Source organism: Hymenobacter sedentarius (genome assembly GCF_001507645.1).
Lineage (GTDB): Bacteria > Bacteroidota > Bacteroidia > Cytophagales > Hymenobacteraceae > Hymenobacter > Hymenobacter sedentarius.
On sequence record NZ_CP013909.1, the window covers coordinates 697,937 to 724,319 of the forward strand.

Below are 26,383 nucleotides of genomic sequence, written 5' to 3' on the forward strand. Positions count from 1 at the left end.
GTCTCATCGACCAGCGCTGATATGTGATAAGCCAGTTCTTTTCTGATTACGCGATTTCTCAAAAAAAGCCCCGACTCATTGTTGAGCCGGGGCTTTTCACATTATTAAGTTGGTCGCTGAGACCAGGACGGATTGCTTCGTCGTGCCTCCTCGCAATGACAGGCGGCTAGTTATACCCCGCGCCCTTCTTGGCTTTCACGTCCGCTACGAATTCCTTCACGCGCTGCTCTTCGCTGCGCTTGCAAATCAGCAGCACGTTGTCGTACTCGGCCACGATGTAATCTTCCAGCCCCTGCACGACGACCAGGCGCTCCGGCGGGGTCTTGATGACGCAGCCGGTGGTATCGTAGAGCAGCACGTCGCCGTTAATCATATTACCGTGCTCGTCGTGGTGGCCGATGCGATGCAGCGAGTCCCAGGTGCCCACGTCGCTCCAGCCAAAATCCGCCGGCAAAACATACACGTTGTCGGCCTTTTCCATCACCCCGTAGTCGATGCTGATGTTGCGGCAGCGCGAATACGCCTGGCTGATAAAGTCTTCTTCCTGGGCCGTGCCCAATTTGTCAGCTCCTTCTTCAAATACCTCGGCAATGTCGCTCAGGTAGTGGTGGAAGGCCCCGATGATGACATCGGCGCGCCACACAAACAGCCCAGAATTCCAAAGGAAATCACCGCTCTCCACAAACATGCGGGCCAGCTCCAGGTTCGGCTTTTCGGTGAAGGTTTTGACCTTGTGCAGTTGGCCGCCGGGCAGCGACTGCTCGTCCATGTACTGGATGTAGCCGTAGCCCGTGTCGGGCCGCGAGGGCTGAATGCCGAGGGTGATGAGTACGTCGTTGGCGCGGGCTGCTTCCACGGCCAGGCGCATGAGCCGACGGAACTCGTCTTCGCGCAGCACGGCGTGGTCGGCCGGCGTCACGATGATGGTGGCCTGCGGGTCGCGCTTGGCAATGCGGTAGCTGGCGTAGGCAATGCAGGGGGCCGTGTTGCGGCCAATGGGCTCGCCCAGAATCTGGTCGGCAGGCAGCTCCGGCAGGTGCTCCTGCACCAGCTGCGTGTAGTCGCGGTTGGTCACAACGAACACGTTTTCGGGCGGGCAGATGCCGGCAAACCGGTCGACGGTAAGCTGGAGCATGGACCGCCCAACGCCTAAAACATCATGAAATTGCTTGGGGTGGCTGGTGCGGCTAAAAGGCCAGAACCGGCTGCCAATGCCGCCGGCCATTACAACGAGATAAGTAGAATTCATTAAAACAAAGGTAAGGGGTAGTGGAATCCGCAGCCCGCTAGCGAGAGCGCGAAGCTTCAGCTCAACAATGTCGCCCAGCGGGGTGCCAGGCCCCAGCGCCTGTTACACCAGTCCTTCGCGCAGCAAATCGTGCAAGTGAATAAAGCCGGCAAACTGCCCCTCTTCCGTCACGACCAGCTGCGTGATGTTGCGCTGCTGCATGCGGGCCAGGGCTTCGGCCGCGAAGTCTTCGACGTCTATAGTGGCCGGGCTGGGGGTGAGGATGTCGCGGGCCTTCAGGCTTTCCAGGTCGGAGAAGCTGCCGAGCATGCGGCGCAAGTCGCCGTCGGTAATGATGCCGGCGAGCTGGCCGGCGGCAGTAAGTACAGCGGTGGCGCCGAGGCGCTTGCCGGAAATCTCCAGCAGCACGTCTTTTAGGGGCGCGTCGTCGACTACCTGGGGCCGCTGGTTTTGGCGGCTCAAGTCGCCTACTTTCAGGTAGAGGCGCTTGCCGAGGGTGCCGCCGGGGTGCAGGCGCGCAAAGTCGGCAGCGGTGAACTGGCGGCTTTCCAACAGGCACACGGCCAGCGCGTCGCCCAGGGCCAGGGCGGCGGTGGTGCTGGTGGTGGGGGCCAGGTTGTTGGGGCAGGCTTCTTTTAGCACGGGGGCGTGCAGGATAAAATTGGCCTGCTGGCCCAGGTAAGAGTCGGCGTTGCTCACCAGGGCCGCCAGCGGCACGCCCTTGCGGCGCAACAGTGGCACCAGCACCTTGATTTCGGGCGTGTCGCCACTTTTGCTGATGGCCACCACAAAGTCTTCGGGTTGAATCATGCCCAGGTCGCCGTGAATGGCATCGGCGGCGTGCATGAACAGGGCGGGCGTGCCGGTGCTGTTGAGCGTAGCCACGATTTTGCCGGCGATGTGGGCGCTTTTACCAATACCCGTGACCACCACGCGGCCTTTCAGCTGCAGAATGGCCTGCACGCAGTTCACAAAATCGGGCGTGGCCGAGAGCGCTGCGGCGACGTCGTGGAGGGCTGCGGCCTCCTCATGGAGCACCTGGCGGGCAATGGCCAGCACGTCGGCAGCGAGGGGGGCAGCGCCAGTAGCGGTGAGGTTAGCGGGTTGGGAAGCGGACATGGCGAAGCAGAGAATGACGCTGCAAAATTCGACAAAAGAAGCTAAGCCGGTGCCGCAGCTAGTGGAGCAGCTTATCAAACAAAAGAATATACGATTGGGGCCCGAGGTACCTCAAAAAAGCCTATTCTCTGGCCGGAAGCTAGAACAAGCTGTTCATCTGGCATTTGCTTTCCACCGAACGAGATGGCGACAGTTGCGTGTTACGGTTTTGTTTTCCACAATTCACGAAAAACACCATTTTTCACGTTTAAAAACTAGCCTCGTGCTTATCTTCGTTAAGAACCGCGTCTCTACACGCCTTCCACCTGAGTTTACGTCCTATGTCATCAGTTGCCCTCCAAGAATCCCCGGCGCAAATCGCCGATTTGAAACATACACTTAAAGAAGTATTTGGCTATGGCCAGTTTCGGGGCACGCAGGAGGCTGTTATTCAAAACGTTTTAGCGGGCCACAACACGTTTGTGATTATGCCCACCGGCGCGGGTAAAAGCCTGTGCTACCAGTTGCCGGCCCTGGTGGTGCCGGGCACGGCCATCGTCATCTCGCCGCTCATCGCCCTGATGAAAAACCAGGTCGACCAATTGGCCGCTTTCGGGGTCAATGCCCAGGTGTACAATTCGACGCTGACCAAGACGGAAATGAACCGGGTGAAGAAGGACGTCATGAACGGCGACGTCCGCCTGCTCTACGTAGCCCCGGAAAGTCTTACCAAGGACGACACCATCGAGTTCCTGCTCAAGTCGACCATCAGCTTCGTGGCCATCGACGAGGCCCACTGCATCTCGGAGTGGGGCCACGACTTCCGGCCCGAGTACCGCAAGATTCGCGGCATTATCGATAACCTGGGCGGCAACGTGCCCATCATCGCCCTCACGGCCACGGCCACGCCCAAAGTGCAGCTGGACATCCAGAAGAACCTGCAGATGGACGATGCCTCGGTGTTCAAAACCAGCTTCAACCGCACCAACCTCTACTACGAGGTGCGGGCCAAGCACAACACCAAGAAGCAGCTGATTCAGTACGTGAAGCAGCACAAGGGCAAGGCCGGCATCATTTACTGCCTGAGCCGCAAGAAGGTGGAGGAAATTGCCGAGCTGTTGCGCGTGAACGACGTGCGCGCCCGCCCCTACCATGCCGGCCTCGACCAGCAGGTTCGTATTGACAACCAGGATGCTTTCCTCAACGAGGAGTGCGACGTCATCGTGGCCACCATCGCCTTCGGCATGGGCATCGACAAGCCCGACGTGCGCTTTGTGGTGCACTTCGACGCGCCCAAGAGCATTGAGGGCTACTACCAGGAAACCGGCCGCGGCGGCCGCGATGGCCTGGAAGGCAACTGCCTGATGTTCTACAGCTACGACGACATTCTGAAGCTGGAGAAATTCAGCAAGGATAAGCCCGTAACCGAGCGCGACAACGCCCACCAGCTGCTGGCCGAAATGACCAACTACGCCGAGTCGTCGGTGTGCCGGCGGCGGCAGCTGCTGCACTACTTCGGCGAAGTGCTCGAAAAGGATTGCGGCTTCTGCGATAACTGCAAGCACCCCAAGGAGCGGTTTGAGGGCGAAGCGGCCGTGGGCCTGGCCCTGCGCGCCGTGGTGCAAACCGAGGCGCGCTTCAACCTCACCCACATCGGGCAGGTGCTGCTGGGCCTGAGCAACCCGCACATTGAGAGCTACGCCCACAACGCGCTGCCGGTGTACGGCCAGGGCAAGGAGCTAGGCGACGCGCAATTCTGGCACTCGGTGCTGCGCCAGTGCCTGCTCAACGGCTTCCTGGAGAAGGACATCGACAGCATCGGCCTGGTGCGCATTACTGAGAAGGGCCTTGATTTCATCGAAAATCCTTTCTCCATCACGCTCACCATCGACCACAACTTCGACGCCGAGCAGAAGGCCGACGAAGAAAAGGAGGAAGTGCAGCACGCCGCCGGGCACGACGAAGCCTTGTTCGTGCAGCTCAAGGAGCTGCGCAAGCAAGTGGCCAAGCAGAAAAACCTGCCGCCCTACGTGCTCTTCCAGGACCCGAGCCTGAAGGAGATGGCCACCACCTACCCCACCACGCTGCACGACCTCACGCACGTGTCGGGCGTGGGCCAGGGCAAGGCCCAGAAGTTTGGGGCGCCGTTTGTGGCGGCCATCAAGAAGTACGTGGAAGACAACGACATCGAAACCGCCGAGGACGTGGTGGTGAAGTCGGCTGTGAACCGCTCGAAAATCAAGATTTACATCATCCAGCAAATCGACAAGAAGATGATGCTGGAGGACATTGCCTCGTCCAAGGGCATTGGCATGGCCGAGCTGATGGAGGAAATTGAGCACATCTGCTACTCCGGCACCCGGCTCAACCTCGATTATTACCTCAACGAGATGGTGGAGGAGGACCGCCAGGAAGAAATTTACGACTACTTCATGACGGCCAGCACCGACAACATTGCCGCTGCAATGAAGGAAATGGGCGACGATTTCACCGAAGAAGAGCTGCGGCTGGTACGCATCAAGTTCATCAGCGAAGTGGCCAACTAGCCCACGAATTTTCTCAACAAAAAAGCCGCTCTTGAATCAGGAGCGGCTTTTTTGTTGCTTGTGTTGTTGGGCTTAGCAATATTCTTCGAAAGCGCCTTGCAGGTTGTTCACGATGCGCATGGCGTCGGAACCTTCGATGTGGTAGCGCTCAATCATGTGCACCAGCTCGCCGTCTTTGAACAGGGCGATGCAGGGCGACGAGGGAGGATACGGGAGCAGGTGCTCGCGCATCTTGGCTACGGCTTCGGTTTCCATGCCGGCAAATACGGTCACGAGTTTGCCGGGCTTTTTGTCGGCGCTGGCCAGGGCCATTTTCAGGGCCGGGCGGGCCTTGGCGGCGGCACAGCCGCACACCGAGTTTACGGCCACCAGCACGGTGCCTTCGTTCGAGGCCAGTGCGGAATCCACTTCTTCGGGGGTCATCAACTGCTCGAAACCAACTTCGGTAAGGTCTTGCCGGATGGGCGCCACCATGTATTCGGGATAAACTGCCATTTTATGTAAGAGTTAAGGGGGCGGCGGGGCCGCATGCAACTGCAAAAGTACGAATGGCTAAAGCATCTGTGGGTCCGGAAAGTTTCGGGCAGTAGCGTACAGAGCGTTAAACCACAAAACGTCATGCTGAGCTTATACTTTGCGGTTCACGGCGTAATGGTTTCGATGCTGCCATCGGCGCGGCGCTTCATTTCTGTGACTTTGATGTTGCGCAGCCAGGTTTTGCTCGAGAGTTGGGTGTCGTGGTAGAAGATGTACCACTTGTCTTTGATGGGGATGATGGAGTGGTGCGTGGTCCAGCCCTGCACCGGTTTCATGATGACGCCCTGGTACGTGAACGGGCCCGTGGGCGAGTCGCCGGTGGCATACACCAGCAGGTGCGTGTCGCCGGTGGAGTAGGAGAAGTAGTACTTGCCCTTATATTTGTGCATCCAGCCGCCTTCGAAGAACCGGCGGTTGTTATCGCTGGCCAGCAGGGGCTTGCCATTCTCGTCCAGGATTTTGATTTCCTGCACGGGGCCATCGAAATGCTTCATGTCGGCGCTGAGCTTGGCTACGCGAGGGCCAATTGCGGGCTGGTTGCCGTTGGGCTCTTTTTCGGGCGCGTTGGGGTTGTATTTACCGCCTTGCCAGCGCTGGAGCTGCCCACCCCAGAGGCCACCGAAGTACATGTAGGCCTTGCCGTCGGTATCGGTAAACACGGCGGGGTCGATGCTGAAGCTGCCGGCAATGGGCGTGGGCTCGGCTTCGAACGGTCCAGTGGGCGACTTGCTGGTGGCCACCCCGATGCGGAACACGTCCTGCTTGTCCTTCACGGGGAAGTAGAGGTAGTAGGTGCCGTTTTTAAAGGCCGCGTCCGGGGCCCACAGCTGCCGGCCGGCCCAGGGAATGTCCTTGATATCGAGCCCTACGCCGTGGTCGGTGACCTTGCCATTGATGCTGTCCATGGACAGGATGTGGTAGTCGCGCATGGCGAAATGGTCGCCTTTGTCGTTCTCCGGAATGCCGGCTTCGATGTCGTGCGACGGGTAGATGTAAATCTTGCCTCCAAACACGTGCGCCGAGGGGTCGGCGGTGTAGATGTCGCGCACCAGCGGCTCCGACAGCGGCTTCTTCGCCTTGGCGGTGTCGGCAGGAGCCGAAGTGTCGGTACTCGTGGCGGTTTCCTGCTTAGTGGTGTTGCTCTGGCAAGCGCCCAGTAGGGCCAAAGCGGCCGCCAGCACCGGCGCAGTCGCTTTCGTTTTTAGGAGATTAAGCATGAGGGAATTTCAGGAAATGGAAGCAAATTTCAACACCCGCGAAAGGCAACCAGCAGCTAGTGGCTAGCTTATCGCCTATCGCGGCTTTGCGCAAATATAGAAGTCTTACCCTGCCATGCAACGCTTTGATTGATAATGCGTTTTAGATACAAACTACCGGAACCGATTGTGATAGGTTGGCTAGCTAGCCTTGGCTAGGGGCGGCACATTTCGGGCAACACGGATAACTATTTTGAGCTCCAACGCTTTTATCATGCGGCCGCCATTGGCAGGCCAGCTCCACTTTCTTCCCTTTGATTTATGGACACTACTCTAGCGACTACTTACCGCAGAATCTTTCAGGTGATTGACGGCAACAAAAAAGCCGTGGGCGATGGCTTCCAGGTGACCAGCCCCATGCCCGGGCCGCGCATCCGGCAGCTCAGCCCCTTCCTACTCATCGACCACATCGGCCCCATGACGGTAGCCCCGAGCGACAAGCCCCTGGGCTCGCCGCCCCACCCCCACCGCGGCTTCGAAACCGTGACCATCATGTACCAGGGCGTGCTCGCGCACCGCGACACGGCCGGCCACCAGGGCAACATCGGCCCCGGCGACGTGCAGTGGATGACCGCCGGCGCCGGCCTCATGCACGAGGAGCTGTACGAGAAGGAGTTCACCCGCCAGGGCGGCACGCTGGAAGTGGTGCAGCTGTGGGTGAACATGCCCAAAAAAGACAAGATGGCGCCGCCCAACTACCAGGACATTCCCTCCGCGGCCATCAAAACCCTGCCCACGCCCGATGGCAAAGGCACCATCCGCGTGATTGCAGGCTCCTACGAAGGCGTGCGTGGCCCGGCCACTACCTTTTCGCCCATAACCATGCTGGACCTGCACCTGGCCAAAGGCGGCGAACTCACCCTTAATCTGCCCGCCGACTACAATGTGGGCCTGTACATCGTGAAGGGCGACGTGCTCATCAACGGCGACCGCCCCGCGACCACCAAGCAGTTCGTGGTATTGGGCTGGGATTCTTCGGCTACGAGCATTACGTGCCAGGAAGACAGCATCGTGCTGGTGCTCGCCGGCGAGCCCATCGAAGAACCGCTGGCGACGTATGGCCCTTTCGTGATGAACACGAACAAGGAGCTGGTGCAAGCCATTGCGGACTTTGAAAGCGGCGCCATGGGCAAGTTTGAGGACCATGATTAAACTGGTCCAATAGCTCCTCTAAGTTGAGCTAAATGGCATACAGCAGAACGTCATGCTGAGCGAAGTCGAAGCATCTTTACCGAGAAAGTAATCTAATTACTCTCGTGGTAGAGATGCTTCGACTTCGCTCAGCATGACGGTCTTTTTTCTTGCTTAATCCTTGAGTTACCGGCTGCCGTAGCGCTGGCCGAAAAAGTCGCCCTTGTTCCAGGTGGGCCGGACGGGATTCTGAGCTACCTGGTAGCCAATCAGGAAGCAGAGCTGCACGTATTTCTTGCCGGCCTCGAAGTCGAACAGGCCGTTGATGTCGTCTTGTGGCTTGTGGTACGTGACGGCGCGCCACTTCTGCACTTCTTCGCTGAGATTGTTGCGGCCGTCGGCGGTTTTGTTGCCGTATTTGATGTGGAGTGCGGGAATGCCGGCCGTCACGAAGTTGTACTGGTCGCTGCGGATGAAGCGGTTTTGCTCGGGCTCGGGGTCCTGTTCCAGCGCAATGCCCAGGTAGGCGGTGGCGCGTTTCACCGGCTCCAGCAGGGTGGAATGCTGGCCGCCCAGCGCCACCACCGACAGCAGCGGGGCAATGATGGTAGGCATGTCCATGTTCACATCGGCCACGATGCTGGCCTTGGGGACGGTGGGATTGGCCGTGAAGGCCGCCGAACCCAGCAGGCCCAACTCCTCGCCGGTCATGAACACGAACAGCATGCTGCGCTTGGGCTTCTCCTTGAGCTTGGAGTAGATTTTGGCGATTTCCAACACGCAGGCTACACCGGAGGCATTGTCGTGCGCGCCGTTGTTGATGGAGTCGCCCTTCACCGGCGCGGTGATGCCGATGTGGTCGAGGTGGGCCGAATGCACCACGTATTCCTTGTTGAGTTTGGCATCGGAGCCCGTGAATTTGCCCACCACGTTGTAGCTCTCAATGTCCTGGTACGTGGACTGCGCGGCGGCGCTTACGGAGGTTTTCAATGCCGACGACGCTGGCTTGCCACTTTTGATGGAAGCGAAGACTTGGGTGGTATCCAAGGAGGCCGCTTGCATCAGGCGCTGGAGCGTCGCGGCGTTTACCGCGGCGTAAAGCTGCTGGCGGCTGCCTACGGCGAAGGTTCGCGACGCCGCTACCTTGCCATTGGGCCCCAGCACGCTGTAGGTTCCCCGCTTCAAATCAGGCAACGGCGCGGCGTGTGTCGAAGCCAAAATCAGCCCCACGGCACCGTGCTTGGCGGCTGCCTGCAAGATGCCCGACATATCCCGGCTAGCGGAGGCCACCGTGGAGGCAAACGTGCGGGGAGCGCCTGGCACAATCACCACCACTTTGCCTTTTACGTCGAGACCCGCGTAGTCGTCGTAGCCCAACTCGGGCGCGCTGATGCCGAAGCCTGCGAAAGCCAGCGGCGCATTGGTTACGCTGGTGCTGGCCAGCTCCGGACTGGGGTAAATAACATAGTCTTGGCCAGCCGTGAGGGGCAGGGCCGTGCCTTGCGCGTCGCGGGCCACGAAAGTGGCGCCCGGCTTCAGAAACGCCTTGCGCAGGCGCACCTTCTGAATATAGGTACCGCCTTCGCCAGCGGGCTGCACACCCATGGTTTTTAGCTGCTTCACGACATAGTCAACGGCCATTTGGTAGCCGGGCGTGCCGGCCTGGCGGCCCTGCAGCCGGTCATCGGCCAGGTAGGCAATGTGGGCTTTGATGGCGTCGGGCCGGACTTGGTCCATGGCCTGCTTAACGGATGCGGGCACCGTGAGTGGCGCTTGCGCTAGGGCGGCGCTGCTCAATAGCAGGCAAGTGAAGGCGGTAATTGGAAAGAAGGATTTCATAGGTAAGGAGGATAAGACAGTTGATAACAACATGCCAATAACAACATGCCAAGTGCCGCATGTCACACTAATCGTTTGTCATGCAGAGCGCAGCGAAGCATCTTATCAAGTCAGCACGACTCGTTCCGCGGGGATAAGATGCTTCGCTGCGCTCTGCATGACAAGAGGCACGAGTAAGATGCAAGATGCTTTAGTTGCGCTCAGCCTGCCCGACACTGGGCTACTTCAGGCTCAGAATCTGCTTGAGTTCCGCGTCGCTCACCGTGAGCAAACCCACTTTGGGCAGGCGTTCGGTGAGGGTGCGCCAGTTTGGCTCCTGCTTGAAAATGGGGCGGAGCAGGGCCAGGGCGGCGGGCACCTGCTGCTTGTTGGCCAGGGTGATGGCGTGCCAGTACTTCATTTCCAGGTTCTGGGGAAACATCTTTTCGGCGGCCTGATACTCCTGGATGGCTTTGGGCATGTCATTTTTCTCCACGGCCAGGTCGCCGGCGTTCATGTGCTCGTAGGCGCGGTGCAGGCTCAGCAGGCGGCGCAGCTCAACGAGTGGGGCGGCGTGGTCGTCCACGCGCAAGTCCACGAGGCGGTCGGCCCAGGGGCCTTCGGTGGCCTTGCCGCGCACTACCAGCAGCGCGGCCGACTGCCGGCCGCGGATGTCGCCGCCCGCGGCCTGGGCCGCATCGAGCGCGGCCAGCACCCGCTCGGCCAGGGGCAGCTTGGCGTTTTGCTCGTAGGCCTTGGCCATGGCGGGCCACACTTTATCCGACAGCATCATGTTGGCCTGCACCGAAAACTGGTTGCCTTGCTGATGCCCGGCCATGTCGACGCACTTCTTGCCGGTGTGAGTGGCCACGCGGCCCTGATTATCGAGAATGGCTACCTGGCGCACGTCGCGGCCTTCGTCGTTGGCCAGCAATTCGTCCAGCGCTTGTTGGGCTGATTTGCCGCTTTTCAGCAAGGCCAGCCCGCGCAGGCCAAAGGATTTATTGGTGAAGGACTGCGTGGCTACCACGCCCACGCCGGCCTCGCCCCAGCTCACGGAAGTGCCCACCGAAAACCAGTGGCTTTGCACGGCCACGGCCATTTCGCCGGTGGCGGGGTCGCGCGCCACTATGCTGAAGGTGTGGGCAAAGGGGTCGGTGGTGGAATACATTTGGGCAGCCAGAGGCAAGCGCAGCAACACCAGCAGCAGAAATGAGAGTAGTGATTTGGAGAGCATGAGAGGAGGTTGAGAAGGCTTGATAAATCAGGTAGCCGAAGGTAAGCGGTGGTAAGGCTTCGGGTAAAACATAATCTGGCAAACCCGATTCCACCCGTTGGGTTTACATTGCCTCGCTCCTACGCCATGCCCGACCTTTCCCCGCCTGTTATCCGTGTTTCTTACCTCAGCAAGCGCTTTGGGGCACACGCCGTGGTGCAGGACGTGTCCTTTGAGCTCGCGGCCGGCGAAACGCTGGTGCTGCTCGGGCCCAGCGGCTGCGGCAAAACCACGCTGCTCAAGATGCTCAACCGCCTGATTGAGCCGGACAGTGGCACCGTAGAAATCAACGGGCAGAACGTGCTGAGCCAACGGCCCGAAACACTGCGGCGCGGCATCGGCTACGTCATTCAGCAGGTGGGGCTGCTGCCGCACTACACTGTGGCCGAAAACGTGGCCGTGGTGCCGCGCCTGCTCGGCCACGCGCCGGCCGCCATCGAGTACCGCACCACGGCGCTGCTCACCCGCCTGCATCTGCCACCCGCGCGCTACGCTGGCCAGTACCCGCACCAGCTCTCGGGCGGGCAGCAGCAGCGCGTGGGCCTGGCCCGCGCCCTGGCCGCCGACCCGCCCATTATCCTGCTCGACGAGCCCTTCGGCGCCCTCGACCCGCTGACCCGCGCCAGCATCCGCCGCGAGTTTCGGGAGCTGGAGGAGCTGCGCCGCAAAACGGTGGTCCTCGTCACCCACGACGTGACCGAAGCCTTCGAGCTGGCCGACCGCATTCTGCTGCTTGACGCGGGCAAGGTGCAGCAGTTGGGCACGCCGCGCGAGCTACTATTTCAGCCCAACAATTCCTTTGTGCGCAGCTTTTTTGCTGGCGAGCGTTTGGCCTTGCAGCTGCGCACGCTTACGCTCGGCGACGTTTTTTCCGGCGATGAGCTGCGGCGCGTGGAAGCAAAAGAAACTGAGGAAGCTACAGTCGCTGATAGTAATGCACCGGCTCGCTTCACTACATATATTACCGTCAACGAAGCCCTAGAAGCCTTGACCGGCAGCCAAGCCCCCACCGCAGCCACTTTCACCGTGGCCGAACTCATGGCGGCTTTTGGCCAGGCCTTGCAACGAGAGGAGGACGCATGGAAACGCTAACGGCCCTGTTCACATTCTGGCACGAGCAGGCCGGCAAGCTCGGCGAGCAAACCCTGCAGCACATCGGCCTCACAGCGGCCTCGCTACTGCTGGCGGTGCTTCTGGGCGTACCGCTGGGACTGTGGCTGTCGCGGCAGCCGCGCTGGGCGCCGGCGGTGCTGGGCCTGGCGGGCGTGCTGCAGACCGTGCCCAGCATTGCGCTGCTCGGCTTCCTGATTCCGCTGCTGGGCATTGGGCCGAATCCGGCCATTTTCGCGCTGTTCCTGTACTCGCTGCTGCCCATCATTCGCAACACGCTGGCTGGGATTCAGGGCGTGCCGCCGGCCGTGGTGGAAGCCGCCCGCGGCCTGGGCCTGACCGATGGGCAATTGCTCCGGAAAGTTGAGCTGCCGCTGGCCCTGCCGGTGCTTATGGCCGGCATCCGCACCGCCACGGTCATAAATGTGGGCGTGGCTACCCTGGCGGCCTACGTGGCGGCGGGTGGCCTGGGCGAGTTCATTTTCGGCGGCATCGCCTTGAATAATCCGGTGATGATACTGGCGGGCGCACTATCGGCGGCCGGACTGGCGCTGGCGTTTGACGCGCTGCTGGGTGGGGTGCAAAAATTGAGTACCCGCCGCCTGAGCCAGGTGGGCACGGCCCTGCTGGTGGCGCTGCCGCTGCTGGGTGCACTCTACCTGCTGCCCCGGGCCACGGGCAAGCTGCTGGCCGGCTTCAGCCCAGAGTTTGTGGGCCGGGCCGATGGGCTGCCCAGCCTCACCAAAACGTACGGCCTCAAGCACTTGCCCAGCGTGGTGCTGGCTCCCGCGCTGGTGTACGAAGCCGCCCGCCACGCCGACGTCGACGTCATCGACGGCTACTCCACCGATGGCCGCATCCGTGCCTACCACCTGCGCGTGCTCCAAGACGACCGCCGCGTTTTCCCGCCCTACTACGCCGTACCAGTCGTGCGCCCCGCGCTGCTGCTCGAGCACCCCGAGCTGGCCGCCGTGCTGGCTCAACTCGACGGGCAGATTTCCGATTCGGTGATGACCGACCTGAACTACCGGGCCGACTACCTGCACCAGGACCCCAAAGCCATTGCCGAAGCGTTTCTCAAGCGGCGCGGGCTCTGGCGGGCTCCCCGGCCAGCCCAAGCGGGCGCGCCGGTGGTGCGCCTGGGCTCTAAGATTTTTGCTGAGCAGTACATTCTGGCCGAGATGTACGCCGCCCTCATCCGCGGCAACACCGACCTGGCCGTGCAAACCAAAACCGGCCTCGGCGGCACCACCATCTGCTTCGAAGCTCTGCGCACCGGCGCCATCGATATGTACCCAGAATACACCGGCACCGGCCTGCTCGTGCTGCTGCAGCCTACGCCCGCCGTGGTCGACTCGCTGGGCGGCCGCCCCGCAGCTGTGCTTAACTACGTGCGTCAGGAATTTCGTCGCCGCTACGAGCTGGAGTGGCTGGCGCCGCTGGGCTTCAACAACACCTACGCCTTGCTGATGCGGCAGCAACAGGCCCAGCAACTCGGCATTGCTTCTGTTTCGGAGTTAGGCCAGTATTTGAGGCGGTAGCAGCAGTTGGGCCAACGAACGGGTACTGGTGCTAAAAATGACCGTCATGCTGAGCGCAGCCGAAGCATCCCTACCGCGCAAGTAACCCAATTGACTCAACGAAGCGGTAGAGATGCTTCGGCTGCGCTCAGCATGACGGTATTCTTATCATCGTCTCGCGAGCAGCCTTATTTTTGCCACATGACCCCATTTCGCTTAGCCACGGCCACCCTAGCCGATACGCCCCGCCTCGTCCGCCTCGTAAACAGTGCCTACCGTGGCGACTCTTCCCGCCAGGGCTGGACCACCGAAGCCCATTTGCTCGACGGCCAGCGCATCGATGAAGAAGGAATCCGGGAGATGCTGGCCGTGCCGGCTGCGGCGATGCTGCTGTGCCTGGGCCCAAACGAGGAGCTGCTGGGTAGCTTTTACGCCCACCCAACCGGCTCTAAAGTGTACTTGGGCATGCTGGCGGTCGACCCCACTGGCCAGGCCCAGGGCGTGGGCAAGTTTCTCATCACAGCCGCCGAGGAATACGGCCGCCAGCACGGTTGCACGGTGAGCAAAATGACGGTCATCTCCGTACGCCCCGAGCTCATTGCCTTCTACGAGCGGCAGGGCTACCACCAAACCGGCGAAACCGAGCCCTTCCCTACCGACCCGCGCTATGGCATTCCTAAGCAGCCCCTCACCCTGCTGGTACTTGAGAAGCCGCTGACGTGAGCGGCCGTGGCAGAGCAAGCCAGGCTGGCCAGCTTCTCAACTTGAGCTGGTTTTAAAGCCTACAACTTGAGCTAAATCGCTGCCCGGCCGCTCGCCATTAGGCAGGTTTACTTCGCCTCGTCGATGGCTTTCTGCAAGTAGGCCACCATATTGGGGTGGCTCTGAGCATGAAAAACCACCTTGCCCTGGCGGTCCACCACCAAGTTGGTGGGGTAAGACCTTATGCCGTACTTCTCGGCCACGTACCGACCATCGGCCACCACGGCGTACTCGAGGGGAAACTGCTGGGTAAATTTCTCAATGGCCCCGCGCTGGTCCAGGGCCACGGCCAGAAAGACCACGTCGTCGCGCTTGGCGTTCTGCTGCACCAGCTTGTTGAGCTCCGGAATCTCGGCCCGGCACGGAGGGCAGCCGATGAACCAGAAGTTGAGCACGACAATCTTGCCCGCCAGGTCCTTGCTGTCATACTTGCGGCCGTTCACGTCGCGCAGCTTAAAGGGCGCCAGCGTTTGCCCGGTGGTGAAGAAGGGGCTTTCCTGGGGCGCCGGCAGCTGGGCCAGGTAGGCGGCCCGCTCCTCCGGGGTGCGCGCCACTACCTGAAATACCGGCGCCGCGGCCGAGGAGCCAGGGGCGACCCGCAGCTTAAACTCGCTGGTGGCCAGCATCTGGCGCCACACGGGAAAAGCCAGCGGGTTGCCGGCCGCATCGATTACGGAAGACATTTCGGTAACCTGAATGGTGGGCCGGGGTGCGGCAGTGGGAGCTGGCGAAGGTGCCTGGGCATGAGCCGTGGTAGCAAGCAGCAGCGAGAAGGCCAGGGCGGAGAGGTAGTTCATACCGGAAAGTTAAGCGGAAAAGTGCATGGCAGAGCAGGAATAGTTTTATATAGCTGGCTCTTTTCCTTTGCCCTGGTAGCCCCCGTCTTGGAGAATTCGATAGGCCGGGGCGCAGCCAGCAGTGGTCCATAGAGCCAATAACTCACTTGTTTTCATTGGGTTTCAGCGACAATTGAGCTGAGCCCGTATACAGGCCTGCCGGTTCTGCATGGACAGCCGCCCGGCCCGCCCCCACGCCGCGGGGCCCTTTCGCCGCCAGTGCGCGGCCATCGGCAATTACCCGCCCGCAGTTGTAGCCGCTGCTTTCCCGGCCGAAGTTTCCTTGGCGCCCCGGCGCCGCCCGTGCCCTTATGCCGCTTACTTCCGCCAGGGCTCCCCTGGCCCTGCCCAGCTCCGACGAGCTGCTGGCGCTGCTCGATGAATCCCAGACCGCCCTGGCCCTCATCTGCCCCCGATACGCTGCCGATAACCAGGCGCTTACCAACTTTTCTTTTGAGTACCTCAACCCCGCCGCGCAACGCTTGCTGGGTCTCTCTGACCACCCCGAAACCGCTTTCCTGGCTTGCTTCCCGCACGCCGCCGAGGCCCAGGTGTTGGCCTTTCTGGGCGGCGTACTGGAAACCGGCCAGCCCGGGTACTTCGAGTGCCCGGGCACACCGGAAAGCCTGGCCGCGCCCCTTTGCATCGAGGCCTCCCGCCAGGGCAAGCGCCTGGTGGTCAAGCTCTGCTGCACCGGCCAGCTCGGCCAGCTGCCCATGGAAGCGGCCCTGCGCGCGAGCCGCGCCCGCGAGCAATTGGCCCAGGCCGACGCCCAGCGCCAGCGCGCCAGCCTCGAGCGCTTCATGGGCCAGACGCAGGCCATCGTGTGCATTCTACGGGGTCCGGCGCACCGGCTCGAATACGGCAACCCCGCCTACCAGCGGCTGTTTTCCGGCCGGCACCTCACGCCGGGCTTTCCCGTGGCCGTGCTGCACCCCGAGGCCGTGGCCCAGGGCATTGTGGCCCGCCTCGACGACGTGTATGCCTCCGGCAAATCGTCGTTTGGCGTGGCGCAGCCCCTGACCCTAACGCCGCCCGACGGCCAGCCGCCCGTCACCCGCTACTTCACGTTTTCCTACGATGCGTACCTGGAAGATGGCCGCACGGCCGGCGTTTCCATCTTCGCCTACGACGTAACCGACCAGGTGCACGGGCGCCAGCAGGCGACCCGGGCCGCCGCCGAGCTGCAGCTGGTGATGGCCAACGTGCCGGTGTTCCTGTTCCGCACCGACCCCGCCGGCCGCATGACTTACGTCAACGAGGCATTGTTTGAGTGGAGCGGCCTGGCCCCGGGCCCCACCGACCTGGACCGCGTGTGGGATACCGTGCACCCGGACGACGCCCCGGCGCTCAGGGCGGCCTTCAAAGCCTCGCTGGCCACTGCCCAGGGGTGGGAAAGCCCGGTGTACCGCATCCGGCGGCGCGACGGCGAGTACCGCTGGTCGCTCACCCGCACCCAGCCCAATTTCCGGGCCGATGGCCACCTGGTCGGCTACAGCGGGGTCAACGTCGAGATTCACAAGCAGATAGAAATGCAGCGCCAGCTCACCCGCGTGAATGCCGACCTGGACATGTTCATCTACACCGCCTCCCACGACCTAAAGGCGCCCATCAGCAACCTGGAGGGGTTGCTGCATGCCCTGCTCGAGGAGCTGCCCGCCGAGGTGCGGCAGGCGCCGCTCGTGCAGCCCATGCTCGAGCGCATGCAGCGCTCCGTCGACCGCTTCAAGCTCACCATTGCCCAGCTCACCGACGTGTCGCGGCTGCAGCAGGCCCAGACGCAGCCCGCCGAAACCATGGATTTGGCGGCCCTAGTCGAAGACATCCGCCTCGACCTGGCCCCTGCTCTGGCCGACTCCGGCGCGAAACTCACTGTCGACGTCGAAGCCTGTCCCCACATGTCGTTTGCGCCCAAAAACCTGCGCTGCATTGTGTACAACCTGCTCAGCAACGCCGTGAAGTACCGCCACCCCGACCGCTCGCCGCTGGTGCTGCTGCGCTGCCACAGCAGCGCCCACACCATTGTGCTCGAGGTGCAGGACAACGGCTTGGGCCTAACCATCAGCCAGCAGGGCAAGCTTTTTGGCATGTTCCGCCGCCTGCACGACCACGTGGAAGGCTCCGGCATTGGCCTCTACATGGTGAAGCGCATTGTGGAAAACGCCGGGGGCACCATCGCGGTGCACAGCGCGCCCGGCGTCGGCTCCACGTTCACCGTCTCGCTGCCGGCCCCTGCCAGCGCAAGCTGAGCCACCCCCAAGCGAGTTGCTTAGTCCCCGATTTATTTCCTGTCTGCACAAATTCTCTGCGATGAAAAAACTATCCACCATCCTGCTGGTCGACGACGACGAAACGAGCAATTTCCTAAGCGAACGGCTCTTAACCAGCATGGGAGTGGCCGACCAAGTGCTGAGCGCCGCCAACGGCGAAGAAGCCCTCGAAGTACTGGCCCGGCACGGCACGGTATTCAGCCCCACCAACCCCGCCCTGGTCCTGCTCGACCTGAACATGCCCGTGATGGACGGAATTGAGTTTCTCGATGCCTACCACGCACTGCCCCTGGTGCAGCAGCAGTCGGCTGTTATCGTGGTGCTCAGCAGCTCCGTGCACCCCTACGACCTGGGCCGCGTGCAAACCACCCCCATCGCCGACGTGGTGAGCAAGCCCCTGACCAAAGAAAAAGTCAGGACCCTGCTGCAGCAGAACTTCCCGTGGGTCGGCCAGCTAGCCGTACAATCCAGCCCAAACTACTAACCCACAGCCGGCTGCGTCTTGCCTCAAGGAGTCATTTCCACGGCGGCCGGCACCAGCCGCTCGGCCCGAAAGAGGTCGTCGGCCGCCTGCAGGAGCTTGGCGCGCAGCTTGGGGTTGTAGTCGGGGTGGGCTTGTAGAAAAGTCCGCACGGTGCTGGCAGCCGAGGCCGTTTGGTAGGAGCCCAGCGTGGCCTGCAACCACGAATACGGGAAGAAGATATCGCCGGTGAGCTGAATTTCTTCCAGCAGCTCCAGGCTGGCGGGCAGGTATTTCTGGGACGTGGCCTGGCGCAACGGGTGGTGCAGGTAGCCCAATGCGGCGGTGACCCAGGCTTCTTTGTCGCGGCCCTTCTCGTCTTTCAAGCTTTCAAAAAACGCGTCCCGCGTAGCCACGTCGGAAGCCAGCGCCGGCATCATAAACTCCAGGCGCTGGCGGCGGTCCACGTTTTTGATGCGGGCGAGCTGCGCGGGCAGGATGGGCTGCGGGGCGGCGTAGTCGCGCACGGCCAGCGCCAGGGCCAGGGCGGTGTAGTCGTCCTCGGTCAACTTCACGCCAGTGGGGGCTTGCTGCGCTTGCCAAATTTGGTAGAGGCGGTCCTCGGCCGGCTTGGTGAGGGCGATGGATTGATAGGTTTTGAAGAGCAGCTTCTTGGAGTTGGCGGCCGGGTTTTTCTGCAGGGCGGCCCACAGGTCTTTTTCCAGGGCCGGCACCACGGCCAAGCGCTGGGTTGGGCTGAGAAAGTGCCAGAAAATGTCGCTGACCTGGCCGGTGAGCAGCTTCAGGTTGAGTTCTTCGGGCTCGCGGGTGAGGGCCTGGCGGTACACCGCGAGCAGCTCCTGCGGCTTGATGACCTGGCCGTTGAGCATGTTCTCGTAGAGGTTGACGTAGGCCGTGGCGCGGGCCACCGGGTTCTTGAGCGCGGCCAGCTGGCCGGTGAGCTGCCGGGCCACCGGGAATACGCCGTAGCCCAGGCCGGTGGAGTTGAACAAGATGAAGCTGGGCACGGGCTGGCCCGCGGCTTGGGGCAAGGCCACGGTGCGCGCGGTCATGTTCACGGTCAGCTCTTTGGTGCGGCCGCCGGGGTACACCAGCAGCACCTCAAACAGCTGCGGCCAGAGGCGCTCGGAGTTGTCTTCGGCGCGCTGGGTCAGGCTGAGGCTGGTGATTTTGCCGGCGCTGGTTTTCAGGTCGTAGCTGAAGACGGAGCGGCCGGGCTGGTTTACCCACACCTGGTTCCAGGCCTGGAGGTCGGCGGGGGTGCGGGCGTCCAGGATGTCGATGAGGTCGGGCCAGGTGGCGTTGCCGTGGGCGTATTTCCGGAGGTATTCCTGCAGGCCCTGCTGGAAGGCAGTGGGGCCCATCAGGCGCTCGAGCTGGCGCATCATGATGGGCGCTTTGTGGTAGATGATGTTGCCGTAGAGCGAGCCCGCGTCCTGCAGGTTGGCCAGGGGCTGGCGGATGGGGTTAGCCCCAGCCGTGCGGTCGATACCGTAGGCGGCGGGGTAGTGGTCGATGACGAACTTGAGGTCGTAATTCGAATTTTTCACGGCCACCTGCGTCACTTTGTCGGCCATAAAATTGGCGAATACTTCCTTCATCCACACGTCGTTGAACCACTGCATGGTCACCAAATCGCCGAACCACATGTGGGCCGTTTCGTGCGACACCAGGTTGGAGCGGGCCAGGATTTGGTCCTGGGTCGCGCCTTCGTCCAGAAACAGCGTCGAGGCCTTATAATCAATGGCGCCCACGTGCTCCATGCCGCCGTACTGAAAGTCCGGAATCGACACAAAATCAAACTTCTGGAACGGGTACGGCAGGCCCGTGTACTGCTCCATGAACTGCAGCGCATCGGCGTGGAGCTGGAAAATGGGGCCGAGGCTAAGGCGCAATTTGGCCGGGTCGGTTTCGCGGTGCAGCAAGCTCATGGCCCGGCCATTCAGCGTGCGGTTGACCCGCGTAAACTTGCCCGCCGCGAACGAAAACAGGTAGGTGCTGATGCTGTCGGACGCTGCAAAGGTGTATTGCTTGGTCGGACTGGAGCCAACATTGAGCACCGAATCCCGCACCGGCGCGTTGCCCATGGCCTGCCAGCCCGCGGGCACGGTGAGGGCCAGCGTGAACGTGGCCTTCAGGTTGGGCTGGTCGAAGACGGGGAAAACGGTGCGGGCGCGGTCGGGCACCAGCAGCGTGTAGAGGTAATCGGCGTTGCGGTTGAGCGACTGCTCGCCGGCCCGCAGGCGGATTTCGGCCACATTGCGGCCCGGCTTTAGGGAAGCGGTGGGCAGCACGAGGTGCTCGTTGCGGTGGTCGATGGCCACCGGCTGCCCGTTTACGGTGAGGCTGTGCAGGTACTCGGTGGGCGCTTTGAAATCGAGCTGCACCGGGTCGGAGTTGTCGCGCAGATTGAACGACACCGACTCCACGGCGGCAATGGGCTCGGTTTTCTGGGCCGGAATGGTCAGGTTGAGGTCGTACGCCACGCCGCTGATGTTCTTTTTGCGCGCCACAGCCAGCGCTTCGGAAACGCCTTTTTCGACGGGCGGCAGGGCGCGCTCCGTGGCCGGGGCTGGGGCTTGCGCAGCGGCAGATGCCGGGGTGCTGGGCATGGGTTGGCGGTGGCAGGCCGCGGTGAGCAGGGCGAGCAGAACCGGGCCGGTCCTGCCATATTTACGGAAGCTAAGATTCATCGGGAGTGTCCAGTGCAGGGAGCTCCAAAAGTAACCGTCCGCGCGTGAGTAAAATCCCCGAGCCGTCTGCCGCGCCCGCCTTCGCCGTGCGGCTGTTCCCGCTGGGCGACGCGGCCGTGGTGCTGGAGTTCGGCGAGGGCATCAGCCCGGCCACCCACCGCGCCATTCAGGCATTCAGCGCTTATTTAGCTCAACATCCCTTCGTGGGGCTGATTGAATACGTGCCCGCCTTCACCACTCTCACCGTGTACTACGACCCGTGGCTGGTGAGCGACAACGGCCAACACCCGCCCTACGAGCGCGTGGCCGAAACCCTCCGGCAGATGCTGCCCGCGGCCCAGGCCACCGCGGTTGCGGTCCCGACCACCGTGGTGGAGATTCCCGTTTGCTACGGCGGCGCGCACGGGCCCGACTTAGCCTTTGTGGCGCAATACGCCGGGCTGCCGCCCGAGGAGGTTATCGCCCGGCATGCTGCCCCCGAATACCTGGTGCACATGATAGGGTTTGCGCCCGGCTTCCCCTATCTCGGCGGGCTGGATGCGCGCCTGGCCACGCCCCGCAAATCCCAGCCGCGCGTGCTGGTGCCGGCCGGCACCGTGGGCATCGCTGGCCCGCAGACCGGCATTTATTCCATGCCCACACCGGGCGGCTGGCAACTCATTGGCCGCACGCCGCTGCGGCTATTCAATCCCGCCTGGGCCCAGCCCAGCCTGCTGCAGGCGGGCCAGCACTTGCGCTTCGTGCCCATCAGCGAGGCCGAATACCAGCACCGCCAGCAGCATGAGTCTTAGCATCCTCCGCCCCGGCCTGCTCACCACCGTGCAAGACCTCGGCCGGCACGGCTACCAGAAAGACGGTATCCTGGTGAGCGGCGCCATGGACGCCACGGCCCTGCGCGTGGCCAACCTGCTGGTGGGCAACCCCGAAGCCACGGCCGGCCTTGAAATCACTCTGCTCGGCCCCCGCATTCGCTTCGAAGCCGACCACCTCCTGGCCATCACCGGCGCCCACCTCTCCCCCACCCTCAACGGCCAGCCAGTTGGAATGAACCGCACCGTTTGGGTCAGGGAAGGAACTGAGCTGGCATTCGGTGCGCCGGAGGCCGGCAGCCGGGCCTACCTCGCCGTTTCGGGTGGCTTTGACATTGCGCCGGTGCTTGGCAGCCAAGCCACGTACCTGCGCGCCGGCTTCGGTGGATTACACGGCCGGGCCCTGCAAACCGGTGACCTGATTCCCTGCCCCGGCCCTACCGCGGCAGGCCGAAAAGTCATGGCCGAATTGAGCACCAATGCCACTTCGGCCGCCTGGGCCCAAGCCCGCTGGACGCCCGGCCCGCAGCTTTGTCCCACGCCGCAGCCGAACTCGGTTATCCGCGCTATTCGCGGGCCGGAGTACGCGCAGTTTTCGCCGGAAAGTCAGCTCAATTTTTGGCAGCAGCCCTTCACCGTAACGACGGAGGCCGACCGCATGGGCTACCGCCTGCAAGGGCCGATACTAGAGCGCCACAGCAGCGGCGAGTTGCTGTCCAGCGCGGTTACGTTTGGCACCGTGCAGGTGCCGGCCGGCGGGCAAGCCATCGTGCTCATGGCCGACCACCAAACCACCGGCGGCTACCCGCGCATGGCCCAAGTTATCACCGCTGATTTTTCGGCCTTGGCGCAGCTGCGACCGGGGCAGAACATTCGTTTTGCAGAGGTTTCTTTGGCCGAAGCGCAACTGCTGTACCTTGCGCAGGAACGGCGGTTGCGGGCGCTCCGGCGGGCAATGAAAACCAAGCTAACCAACGATTTTACTTGAACCGTCATGTCGAGCGCAGCCGAGACATCTCGCTTGTGGTAGTGACTCAATCGTGAGGACGAAGCGAGCGAGATGTCTCAACTGCGCTCGACATGACGTTATTATTCTGAATTCACCTACTGCATGACCCCAACCCTTACTGTTGACCTCAACTGCGACATGGGCGAAAGCTTCGGCGCCTGGACGCTGGGCAACGACGCGGCCCTGATGCCCTTCATCACCTCGGCCAACATAGCCTGCGGCTTCCACGCCGGCGACCCGGCCGTGATGAAGCAGACGGTGCGCGCAGCCCTGCGCCACGGCGTGGCCCTCGGCGCCCATCCCGGCCTGCCCGATTTGGTCGGTTTTGGCCGGCGCAACCTGGATATTTCGGCTGAAGAAGCGTTTGACATGACGGTGTACCAGCTCGGCGCCCTCGCGGCCGTGGCCCGGGCCGAAGGTGGGCAGCTCCACCACCTCAAGCCCCACGGCGCGCTCTACAACATGGCCGCCACCAACGCCGCGCTGGCCCAGGCCATTGCCGAAGCCGTGTACAAAGTGCAGCCCGAATTGGTGCTCTACGGCCTGGCCGGCAGCGAGCTAACCAAAGCCGGCGAGAAGCTCGGCCTGAAAACCGCCCATGAAGTCTTTGCCGACCGCACCTACCAGGCGGGCGGCACCCTCACCCCACGCCGCCAGTCCGACGCCCTCATTACCAGCGCCGACGCGGCCCTGGCCCAGGTGCTGCGCATGGTGCAGGAAGGCCAGGTGCGCACCCAGCAGGGCCAGGACGTAGCCATCCGGGCCGATACCGTGTGCCTGCACGGCGACGGCGCCCACGCCTTGGAATTTGCGCAGCGCCTAAACCAAGAGTTGCGCGCAGCCGGCGTGCAGCTGAAAGCGGCCACCCCGGCCACCGCCAAATGAGGCCGCTGCCCAAGGCCCGCTGGTGGGGCGGGGCCAGCCTGGGAGCGGCGTTCCTGATGGCGAATTCGTCCATCGGGCCGGGGTTCCTGACCCAAACCACGGTGTTTACCCAGCAGCTGCTCACCAGCTTCGGGTTTGTCATTCTGGTGTCGGTGGTGCTCGACATCGGCGCGCAGCTCAACACCTGGCGCATTCTCACGGTGAGCGAGTTGCGGGCCCAGGACCTGGCCAACCGGCTGCTGCCCGGCCTGGGCTACTTCCTGGCGGCCATGGTAATCCTGGGCGGCTTCGCGTTCAACATCGGCAATATTGCCGGGTGCGGGCTGGGGCTGAACGTGCTCACGGGCATGTCGTTCGAGCAGGGCGCGCTCATTAGCTGCGGGGTGGCGCTGGTGCTGTTTTGGGTGCGCGAAATCGGCAAGATGCTCGACGGCTTCACCAAGATTCTCGGCACGGTCAAGATTCTGCTCACGCTAGGCATAGCCTTCAGCGCGCACCCGCCCTTGCTGCAGGCGCTGCATCACACGCTGCTGCCGGTGAAGATTAGCGCGGCGGCTATTGTGACCATTGTGGGGGGTACGGTGGGTGGCTACATCACGTTTTCGGGCGCGCACCGCCTGCTCGATGCGGGCATCAAGGGCCCCGGCCAACAGGCGGAAGTCACGCGCAGCGCCGTCAGCGGCATTGTCATTTCGACCATCATGCGGTTTGTGCTGTTTCTGGCCATCGTGGGGGTGCTCACCCACGGGGCAGTGCTGACGGCCGAAAACCCGGCGGCCGGCGTGTTCCGGGCTGCCGCGGGTGAGATTGGCTTCCGCATATTCGGGGTGATTCTCTGGAGTGCGGCCATCTCCTCGGTGGTGGGCGCGGCTTACACGTCGGTGTCGTTTTTCAAGACGTTTCACCCGATTTTTGAGCGCTACGAGCGGGTGTGCATCTCGGTGTTCATCATGCTCTCCACGGGAATCTTCGTGCTGGTGGGCAAGCCTACGCAGCTGCTGGTTTTTGCCGGCGCCATCAACGGGCTGATACTGCCAATAGCCCTGGCCATCGTGCTGGTAGCGGCCACCAACCGCCGGCTGATGGGCGCCTACCACCACCCGAAGTGGATGCTGGCCGCGGGCTGGGTCGTGGTCGTCATCATGGGCGGGCTGAGCGTGCCGGTGCTGGTGGAGCAGATTGGTGGGTTTTTGCGGTGAGGCACCTTACCCCCGGCCCCTCTCCGGCGGAGAAGGGAGCCACGGCGACACGAACGTAGCGCGGACTTTTAGTCCGCGCCTGAAAGGGGTGGAATCCAGCAATTCGCGGACTAAAAGTCCGCGCTACACTCGTCCGGCGCCCCTCTCTTTTGGCTTCGCGCATCTAGCGAACCGGGGCCTAGGGTGGGGTGCCCGGGTATTGCGTATACCACCTTTATGTCCACTGAAACCAACCCTTACCGCCGCGAAACCCTGGTGCAACAGCTCACCTCGGTGCCTACCTGGGACCTCATCGTCATTGGCGGCGGGGCCACGGGGCTGGGGGTGGCGCTCGATGGCATCAGCCGAGGCTACCGAACACTGCTGCTGGAGCGGGCCGATTTTGCCAAGGGCACGAGTAGCCGCAGCACCAAGCTGGTGCACGGCGGGGTGCGCTACCTAGCGCAGGGAGATATTGGGCTGGTGCGCGAAGCGCTGCACGAACGTGGCCTGCTGCTGCAAAACGCGTCGCACCTGTGCCACAACCAAACCTTCATTATCCCAAATTATAATTGGTGGGGCGGCCCTTTCTACACGCTTGGGCTGAAACTGTACGACTTGCTGGCTGGTCGCCTCAGCCTCGGCGAATCGGTGCACCTCAGCAAAGCCGAAACCCTGCGCAGGCTGCCCAACCTGCACCCAGCCGGCCTGCGCGGCGGCGTGCTTTATCACGACGGCCAGTTCGACGATGCCCGCCTGGCTGTAAACCTGGCCCAAACCTGCATTGACCACGGCGGCACGGCCCTCAACTACTGCGCGGTACAGGGCTTCCTTAAAGACGACCAAGGCCGTCTAACTGGCGTGCGCGCCACCGACCTCGAAAGCGGCACCACCCACGAGCTGCGCGCCAAAAGCGTGGTCAATGCCACTGGCATTTTCGTGGATGAAGTGCGGCGGCTGGACGAACCCCAAATAAGCCCGCTGGTGCAGCCCAGCCAGGGCGTGCACCTAGTATTGGACCGGTCGTTTTTGCCCGGCGACGCGGCCCTGATGATTCCCAGCACCGATGACGGCCGGGTGCTGTTTGCGGTGCCGTGGCTGGGCCACGTGGTGCTGGGCACCACCGACACGCCCGTGCCCGCCGCCAGCCTGGAGCCCCAAGCCCAGGAAGCTGAAATCAACTTCCTGCTGCGCACGGCCGCCCAGTACCTCATCCAGGCGCCCACCCGCGCCGATGTGCTAAGCGTCTTTGTAGGCCTGCGCCCGCTGGCGGCTTCAACTGCCGGAAGCACCAAAATCAAGGAAATTTCCCGGCGGCACAAAATCCTGGCCTCCGCCAGCGGCCTCATCACCATCACCGGCGGCAAATGGACCACCTACCGCCGCATGGGCCAGGACACCCTCGACCAGGCCATTGCGTTGGGCCAGTTGCCCCCAGCACCGAGCCAGACCGAGCACCTACCCATCCACGGCGCCGAAGCCGCATCAGAAGCTACCGCAACCGATAGCCTCGCTCATTACGGCAGCGACCGAGCCCAACTGCAACAGCTCATCGCCGACAACCCGGCGTTGAGCCAAAAGCTGGACGGGCAACTGGCATTTCGGCAAGCCGAAGTAGTGTGGGCTGCACGCTACGAACTGGCCCGCACCGTGGAAGACGTGCTGGCTAGGCGGGTACGCCTGCTGTTTCTCGACGCCGCTGCCGCTGTGCGCGCGGCTCCCACCGTGGCCGCGCTGCTGGCGCAGGAATTGGGCCACGACGCGGCGTGGCAGACGCAGCAAGTAGCTCAGTTTGGCAAGCTAGCGCGAGGCTACTTGCTTCTAAAGCAGTAAGCCCAGTTAGTCATCTGTCCCGCAGAGCGGCGCGTACCGAAGGTCGGCGAATCCGAGCGGCTTTACCGCTCCATCTGTCATACAGA

The 26,383-nt window shown here is 62.6% G+C and carries 20 protein-coding genes; 12 read left to right on the forward strand and 8 right to left on the reverse strand.

Annotation, left to right across the window (positions count from 1 at the left end; translation table 11 throughout):
• Positions 1-166: 166 nt before the first annotated feature.
• Both AUC43_RS02910 and AUC43_RS02915 read right to left on the reverse strand, forming a co-directional pair.
• Positions 167-1,249 carry a mannose-1-phosphate guanylyltransferase gene (locus AUC43_RS02910; protein WP_068189744.1) on the reverse strand — a complete coding sequence of 361 codons (1,083 nt, stop codon included), beginning with the start codon at positions 1,247-1,249 and terminating at the stop codon, positions 167-169.
• A gap of 102 nt (positions 1,250-1,351) precedes the next feature.
• A complete protein-coding gene (locus AUC43_RS02915; RefSeq protein WP_068189747.1) occupies positions 1,352-2,368 on the reverse strand; it encodes a KpsF/GutQ family sugar-phosphate isomerase in 1,017 nt (338 codons plus the stop codon).
• A gap of 320 nt (positions 2,369-2,688) precedes the next feature.
• On the opposite strand from AUC43_RS02915, the gene recQ reads away from it, so the two are divergent.
• On the forward strand, positions 2,689-4,893 hold the full coding sequence (recQ, locus tag AUC43_RS02920) for a DNA helicase RecQ (RefSeq protein ID WP_068189750.1): 2,205 nt from the start codon (positions 2,689-2,691) through the stop codon (positions 4,891-4,893).
• A 72-nt stretch (positions 4,894-4,965) separates the two neighbouring features.
• Here the strand turns inward: recQ and AUC43_RS02925 are convergent, their stop codons facing one another.
• Together AUC43_RS02925 and AUC43_RS02930 are read right to left on the reverse strand one after the other, a co-directional pair.
• Positions 4,966-5,388 (reverse strand): BrxA/BrxB family bacilliredoxin, encoded by a 423-nt coding sequence (locus AUC43_RS02925; RefSeq protein WP_068189753.1) that lies wholly within the window; start codon positions 5,386-5,388, stop codon positions 4,966-4,968.
• Between the two features lie 146 nt (positions 5,389-5,534).
• Positions 5,535-6,647, reverse strand: coding sequence for a glycoside hydrolase family 43 protein (locus AUC43_RS02930; RefSeq protein WP_068189756.1), 1,113 nt, complete (start codon positions 6,645-6,647; stop codon positions 5,535-5,537).
• 300 nt (positions 6,648-6,947) lie between these two features.
• Here AUC43_RS02930 and AUC43_RS02935 point away from each other — a divergent pair, with 300 nt between their 5' ends.
• A complete protein-coding gene (locus tag AUC43_RS02935) occupies positions 6,948-7,838 on the forward strand; it encodes a pirin family protein (protein ID WP_082684869.1) in 891 nt (296 codons plus the stop codon).
• A gap of 165 nt (positions 7,839-8,003) precedes the next feature.
• Here the strand turns inward: AUC43_RS02935 and AUC43_RS02940 are convergent, their stop codons facing one another.
• Both AUC43_RS02940 and AUC43_RS02945 read right to left on the reverse strand, forming a co-directional pair.
• Positions 8,004-9,656 carry a M28 family peptidase gene (locus AUC43_RS02940; RefSeq protein WP_068189760.1) on the reverse strand — a complete coding sequence of 551 codons (1,653 nt, stop codon included), beginning with the start codon at positions 9,654-9,656 and terminating at the stop codon, positions 8,004-8,006.
• 220 nt (positions 9,657-9,876) lie between these two features.
• Positions 9,877-10,872: a DUF1028 domain-containing protein gene (locus AUC43_RS02945; RefSeq protein ID WP_068189763.1), complete on the reverse strand. Its 996-nt coding sequence runs from the start codon at positions 10,870-10,872 to the stop codon at positions 9,877-9,879.
• 126 nt (positions 10,873-10,998) lie between these two features.
• Here AUC43_RS02945 and AUC43_RS02950 point away from each other — a divergent pair, with 126 nt between their 5' ends.
• From AUC43_RS02950 to AUC43_RS02960, 3 genes are all read left to right on the forward strand, one after another.
• Positions 10,999-12,003, forward strand: a complete 1,005-nt coding sequence (locus AUC43_RS02950; protein WP_068189765.1) for an ABC transporter ATP-binding protein — start codon at positions 10,999-11,001, stop codon at positions 12,001-12,003.
• A complete protein-coding gene (locus AUC43_RS02955; protein ID WP_068189767.1) occupies positions 11,991-13,562 on the forward strand; it encodes an ABC transporter permease/substrate-binding protein in 1,572 nt (523 codons plus the stop codon). Before AUC43_RS02950 ends, AUC43_RS02955 begins: the two co-directional genes overlap by 13 nt.
• 180 nt (positions 13,563-13,742) lie before the next feature.
• Positions 13,743-14,264 carry a GNAT family N-acetyltransferase gene (locus AUC43_RS02960; protein WP_068189770.1) on the forward strand — a complete coding sequence of 174 codons (522 nt, stop codon included), beginning with the start codon at positions 13,743-13,745 and terminating at the stop codon, positions 14,262-14,264.
• A 107-nt stretch (positions 14,265-14,371) separates the two neighbouring features.
• On the opposite strand, the gene AUC43_RS02965 is transcribed toward AUC43_RS02960, so the two are convergent.
• Positions 14,372-15,100 carry a TlpA family protein disulfide reductase gene (locus AUC43_RS02965; protein WP_068189773.1) on the reverse strand — a complete coding sequence of 243 codons (729 nt, stop codon included), beginning with the start codon at positions 15,098-15,100 and terminating at the stop codon, positions 14,372-14,374.
• Positions 15,101-15,450: 350 nt separating this feature from the next.
• Here AUC43_RS02965 and AUC43_RS02970 point away from each other — a divergent pair, with 350 nt between their 5' ends.
• A complete protein-coding gene (locus AUC43_RS02970) occupies positions 15,451-17,388 on the forward strand; it encodes a sensor histidine kinase (RefSeq protein WP_068189776.1) in 1,938 nt (645 codons plus the stop codon).
• 61 nt (positions 17,389-17,449) lie between these two features.
• Complete coding sequence (locus tag AUC43_RS02975; RefSeq protein ID WP_068189778.1) at positions 17,450-17,893, forward strand: response regulator; 444 nt, start codon at positions 17,450-17,452, stop codon at positions 17,891-17,893.
• Between the two features lie 23 nt (positions 17,894-17,916).
• Here AUC43_RS02975 and AUC43_RS02980 read toward each other — a convergent pair whose 3' ends face one another.
• Entirely contained in the window at positions 17,917-20,583 is a 2,667-nt protein-coding gene (locus AUC43_RS02980) for a M1 family metallopeptidase (protein WP_071885801.1), read from the reverse strand.
• Between the two features lie 44 nt (positions 20,584-20,627).
• On the opposite strand from AUC43_RS02980, the gene pxpB reads away from it, so the two are divergent.
• From pxpB to AUC43_RS03005, 5 genes are all read left to right on the forward strand, one after another.
• Complete coding sequence (pxpB, locus tag AUC43_RS02985; protein WP_233254096.1) at positions 20,628-21,374, forward strand: 5-oxoprolinase subunit PxpB; 747 nt, start codon at positions 20,628-20,630, stop codon at positions 21,372-21,374.
• A complete protein-coding gene (locus tag AUC43_RS02990) occupies positions 21,364-22,380 on the forward strand; it encodes a 5-oxoprolinase subunit C family protein (protein ID WP_068189781.1) in 1,017 nt (338 codons plus the stop codon). Before pxpB ends, AUC43_RS02990 begins: the two co-directional genes overlap by 11 nt.
• A 123-nt stretch (positions 22,381-22,503) precedes the next feature.
• Positions 22,504-23,286 (forward strand): LamB/YcsF family protein, encoded by a 783-nt coding sequence (locus AUC43_RS02995; protein ID WP_068189784.1) that lies wholly within the window; start codon positions 22,504-22,506, stop codon positions 23,284-23,286.
• Positions 23,283-24,485, forward strand: a complete 1,203-nt coding sequence (locus AUC43_RS03000) for an NRAMP family divalent metal transporter (protein ID WP_068189787.1) — start codon at positions 23,283-23,285, stop codon at positions 24,483-24,485. The genes AUC43_RS02995 and AUC43_RS03000 overlap by 4 nt, the downstream gene beginning before the upstream one ends.
• 216 nt (positions 24,486-24,701) lie before the next feature.
• Complete coding sequence (locus AUC43_RS03005) at positions 24,702-26,297, forward strand: glycerol-3-phosphate dehydrogenase/oxidase (protein ID WP_068189789.1); 1,596 nt, start codon at positions 24,702-24,704, stop codon at positions 26,295-26,297.
• The last annotated feature ends 86 nt before the right edge of the window (positions 26,298-26,383 follow it).

Bases quoted from the DNA above. Each gene is read 5' to 3' on its own strand.
- AUC43_RS02940 (WP_068189760.1), bottom strand. From the start codon at position 9,656: ATGAAATCCTTCTTTCCAATTACCGCCTTCACTTGCCTGCTATTGAGC.
- AUC43_RS02995 (WP_068189784.1), top strand. From the start codon at position 22,504: ATGACCCCAACCCTTACTGTTGACCTCAACTGCGACATGGGCGAAAGC.
- AUC43_RS02935 (WP_082684869.1), top strand. From the start codon at position 6,948: ATGGACACTACTCTAGCGACTACTTACCGCAGAATCTTTCAGGTGATT.
- AUC43_RS03000 (WP_068189787.1), top strand. From the start codon at position 23,283: ATGAGGCCGCTGCCCAAGGCCCGCTGGTGGGGCGGGGCCAGCCTGGGA.
- AUC43_RS03005 (WP_068189789.1), top strand. From the start codon at position 24,702: ATGTCCACTGAAACCAACCCTTACCGCCGCGAAACCCTGGTGCAACAG.
- AUC43_RS02970 (WP_068189776.1), top strand. From the start codon at position 15,451: ATGCCGCTTACTTCCGCCAGGGCTCCCCTGGCCCTGCCCAGCTCCGAC.
- AUC43_RS02945 (WP_068189763.1), bottom strand. From the start codon at position 10,872: ATGCTCTCCAAATCACTACTCTCATTTCTGCTGCTGGTGTTGCTGCGC.
- AUC43_RS02910 (WP_068189744.1), bottom strand. From the start codon at position 1,249: ATGAATTCTACTTATCTCGTTGTAATGGCCGGCGGCATTGGCAGCCGG.
- AUC43_RS02930 (WP_068189756.1), bottom strand. From the start codon at position 6,647: ATGCTTAATCTCCTAAAAACGAAAGCGACTGCGCCGGTGCTGGCGGCC.
- recQ (WP_068189750.1), top strand. From the start codon at position 2,689: ATGTCATCAGTTGCCCTCCAAGAATCCCCGGCGCAAATCGCCGATTTG.
- AUC43_RS02980 (WP_071885801.1), bottom strand. From the start codon at position 20,583: ATGAATCTTAGCTTCCGTAAATATGGCAGGACCGGCCCGGTTCTGCTC.
- AUC43_RS02960 (WP_068189770.1), top strand. From the start codon at position 13,743: ATGACCCCATTTCGCTTAGCCACGGCCACCCTAGCCGATACGCCCCGC.
- AUC43_RS02965 (WP_068189773.1), bottom strand. From the start codon at position 15,100: ATGAACTACCTCTCCGCCCTGGCCTTCTCGCTGCTGCTTGCTACCACG.
- AUC43_RS02975 (WP_068189778.1), top strand. From the start codon at position 17,450: ATGAAAAAACTATCCACCATCCTGCTGGTCGACGACGACGAAACGAGC.
- AUC43_RS02925 (WP_068189753.1), bottom strand. From the start codon at position 5,388: ATGGCAGTTTATCCCGAATACATGGTGGCGCCCATCCGGCAAGACCTT.
- AUC43_RS02915 (WP_068189747.1), bottom strand. From the start codon at position 2,368: ATGTCCGCTTCCCAACCCGCTAACCTCACCGCTACTGGCGCTGCCCCC.
- AUC43_RS02950 (WP_068189765.1), top strand. From the start codon at position 10,999: ATGCCCGACCTTTCCCCGCCTGTTATCCGTGTTTCTTACCTCAGCAAG.
- AUC43_RS02955 (WP_068189767.1), top strand. From the start codon at position 11,991: ATGGAAACGCTAACGGCCCTGTTCACATTCTGGCACGAGCAGGCCGGC.
- AUC43_RS02990 (WP_068189781.1), top strand. From the start codon at position 21,364: ATGAGTCTTAGCATCCTCCGCCCCGGCCTGCTCACCACCGTGCAAGAC.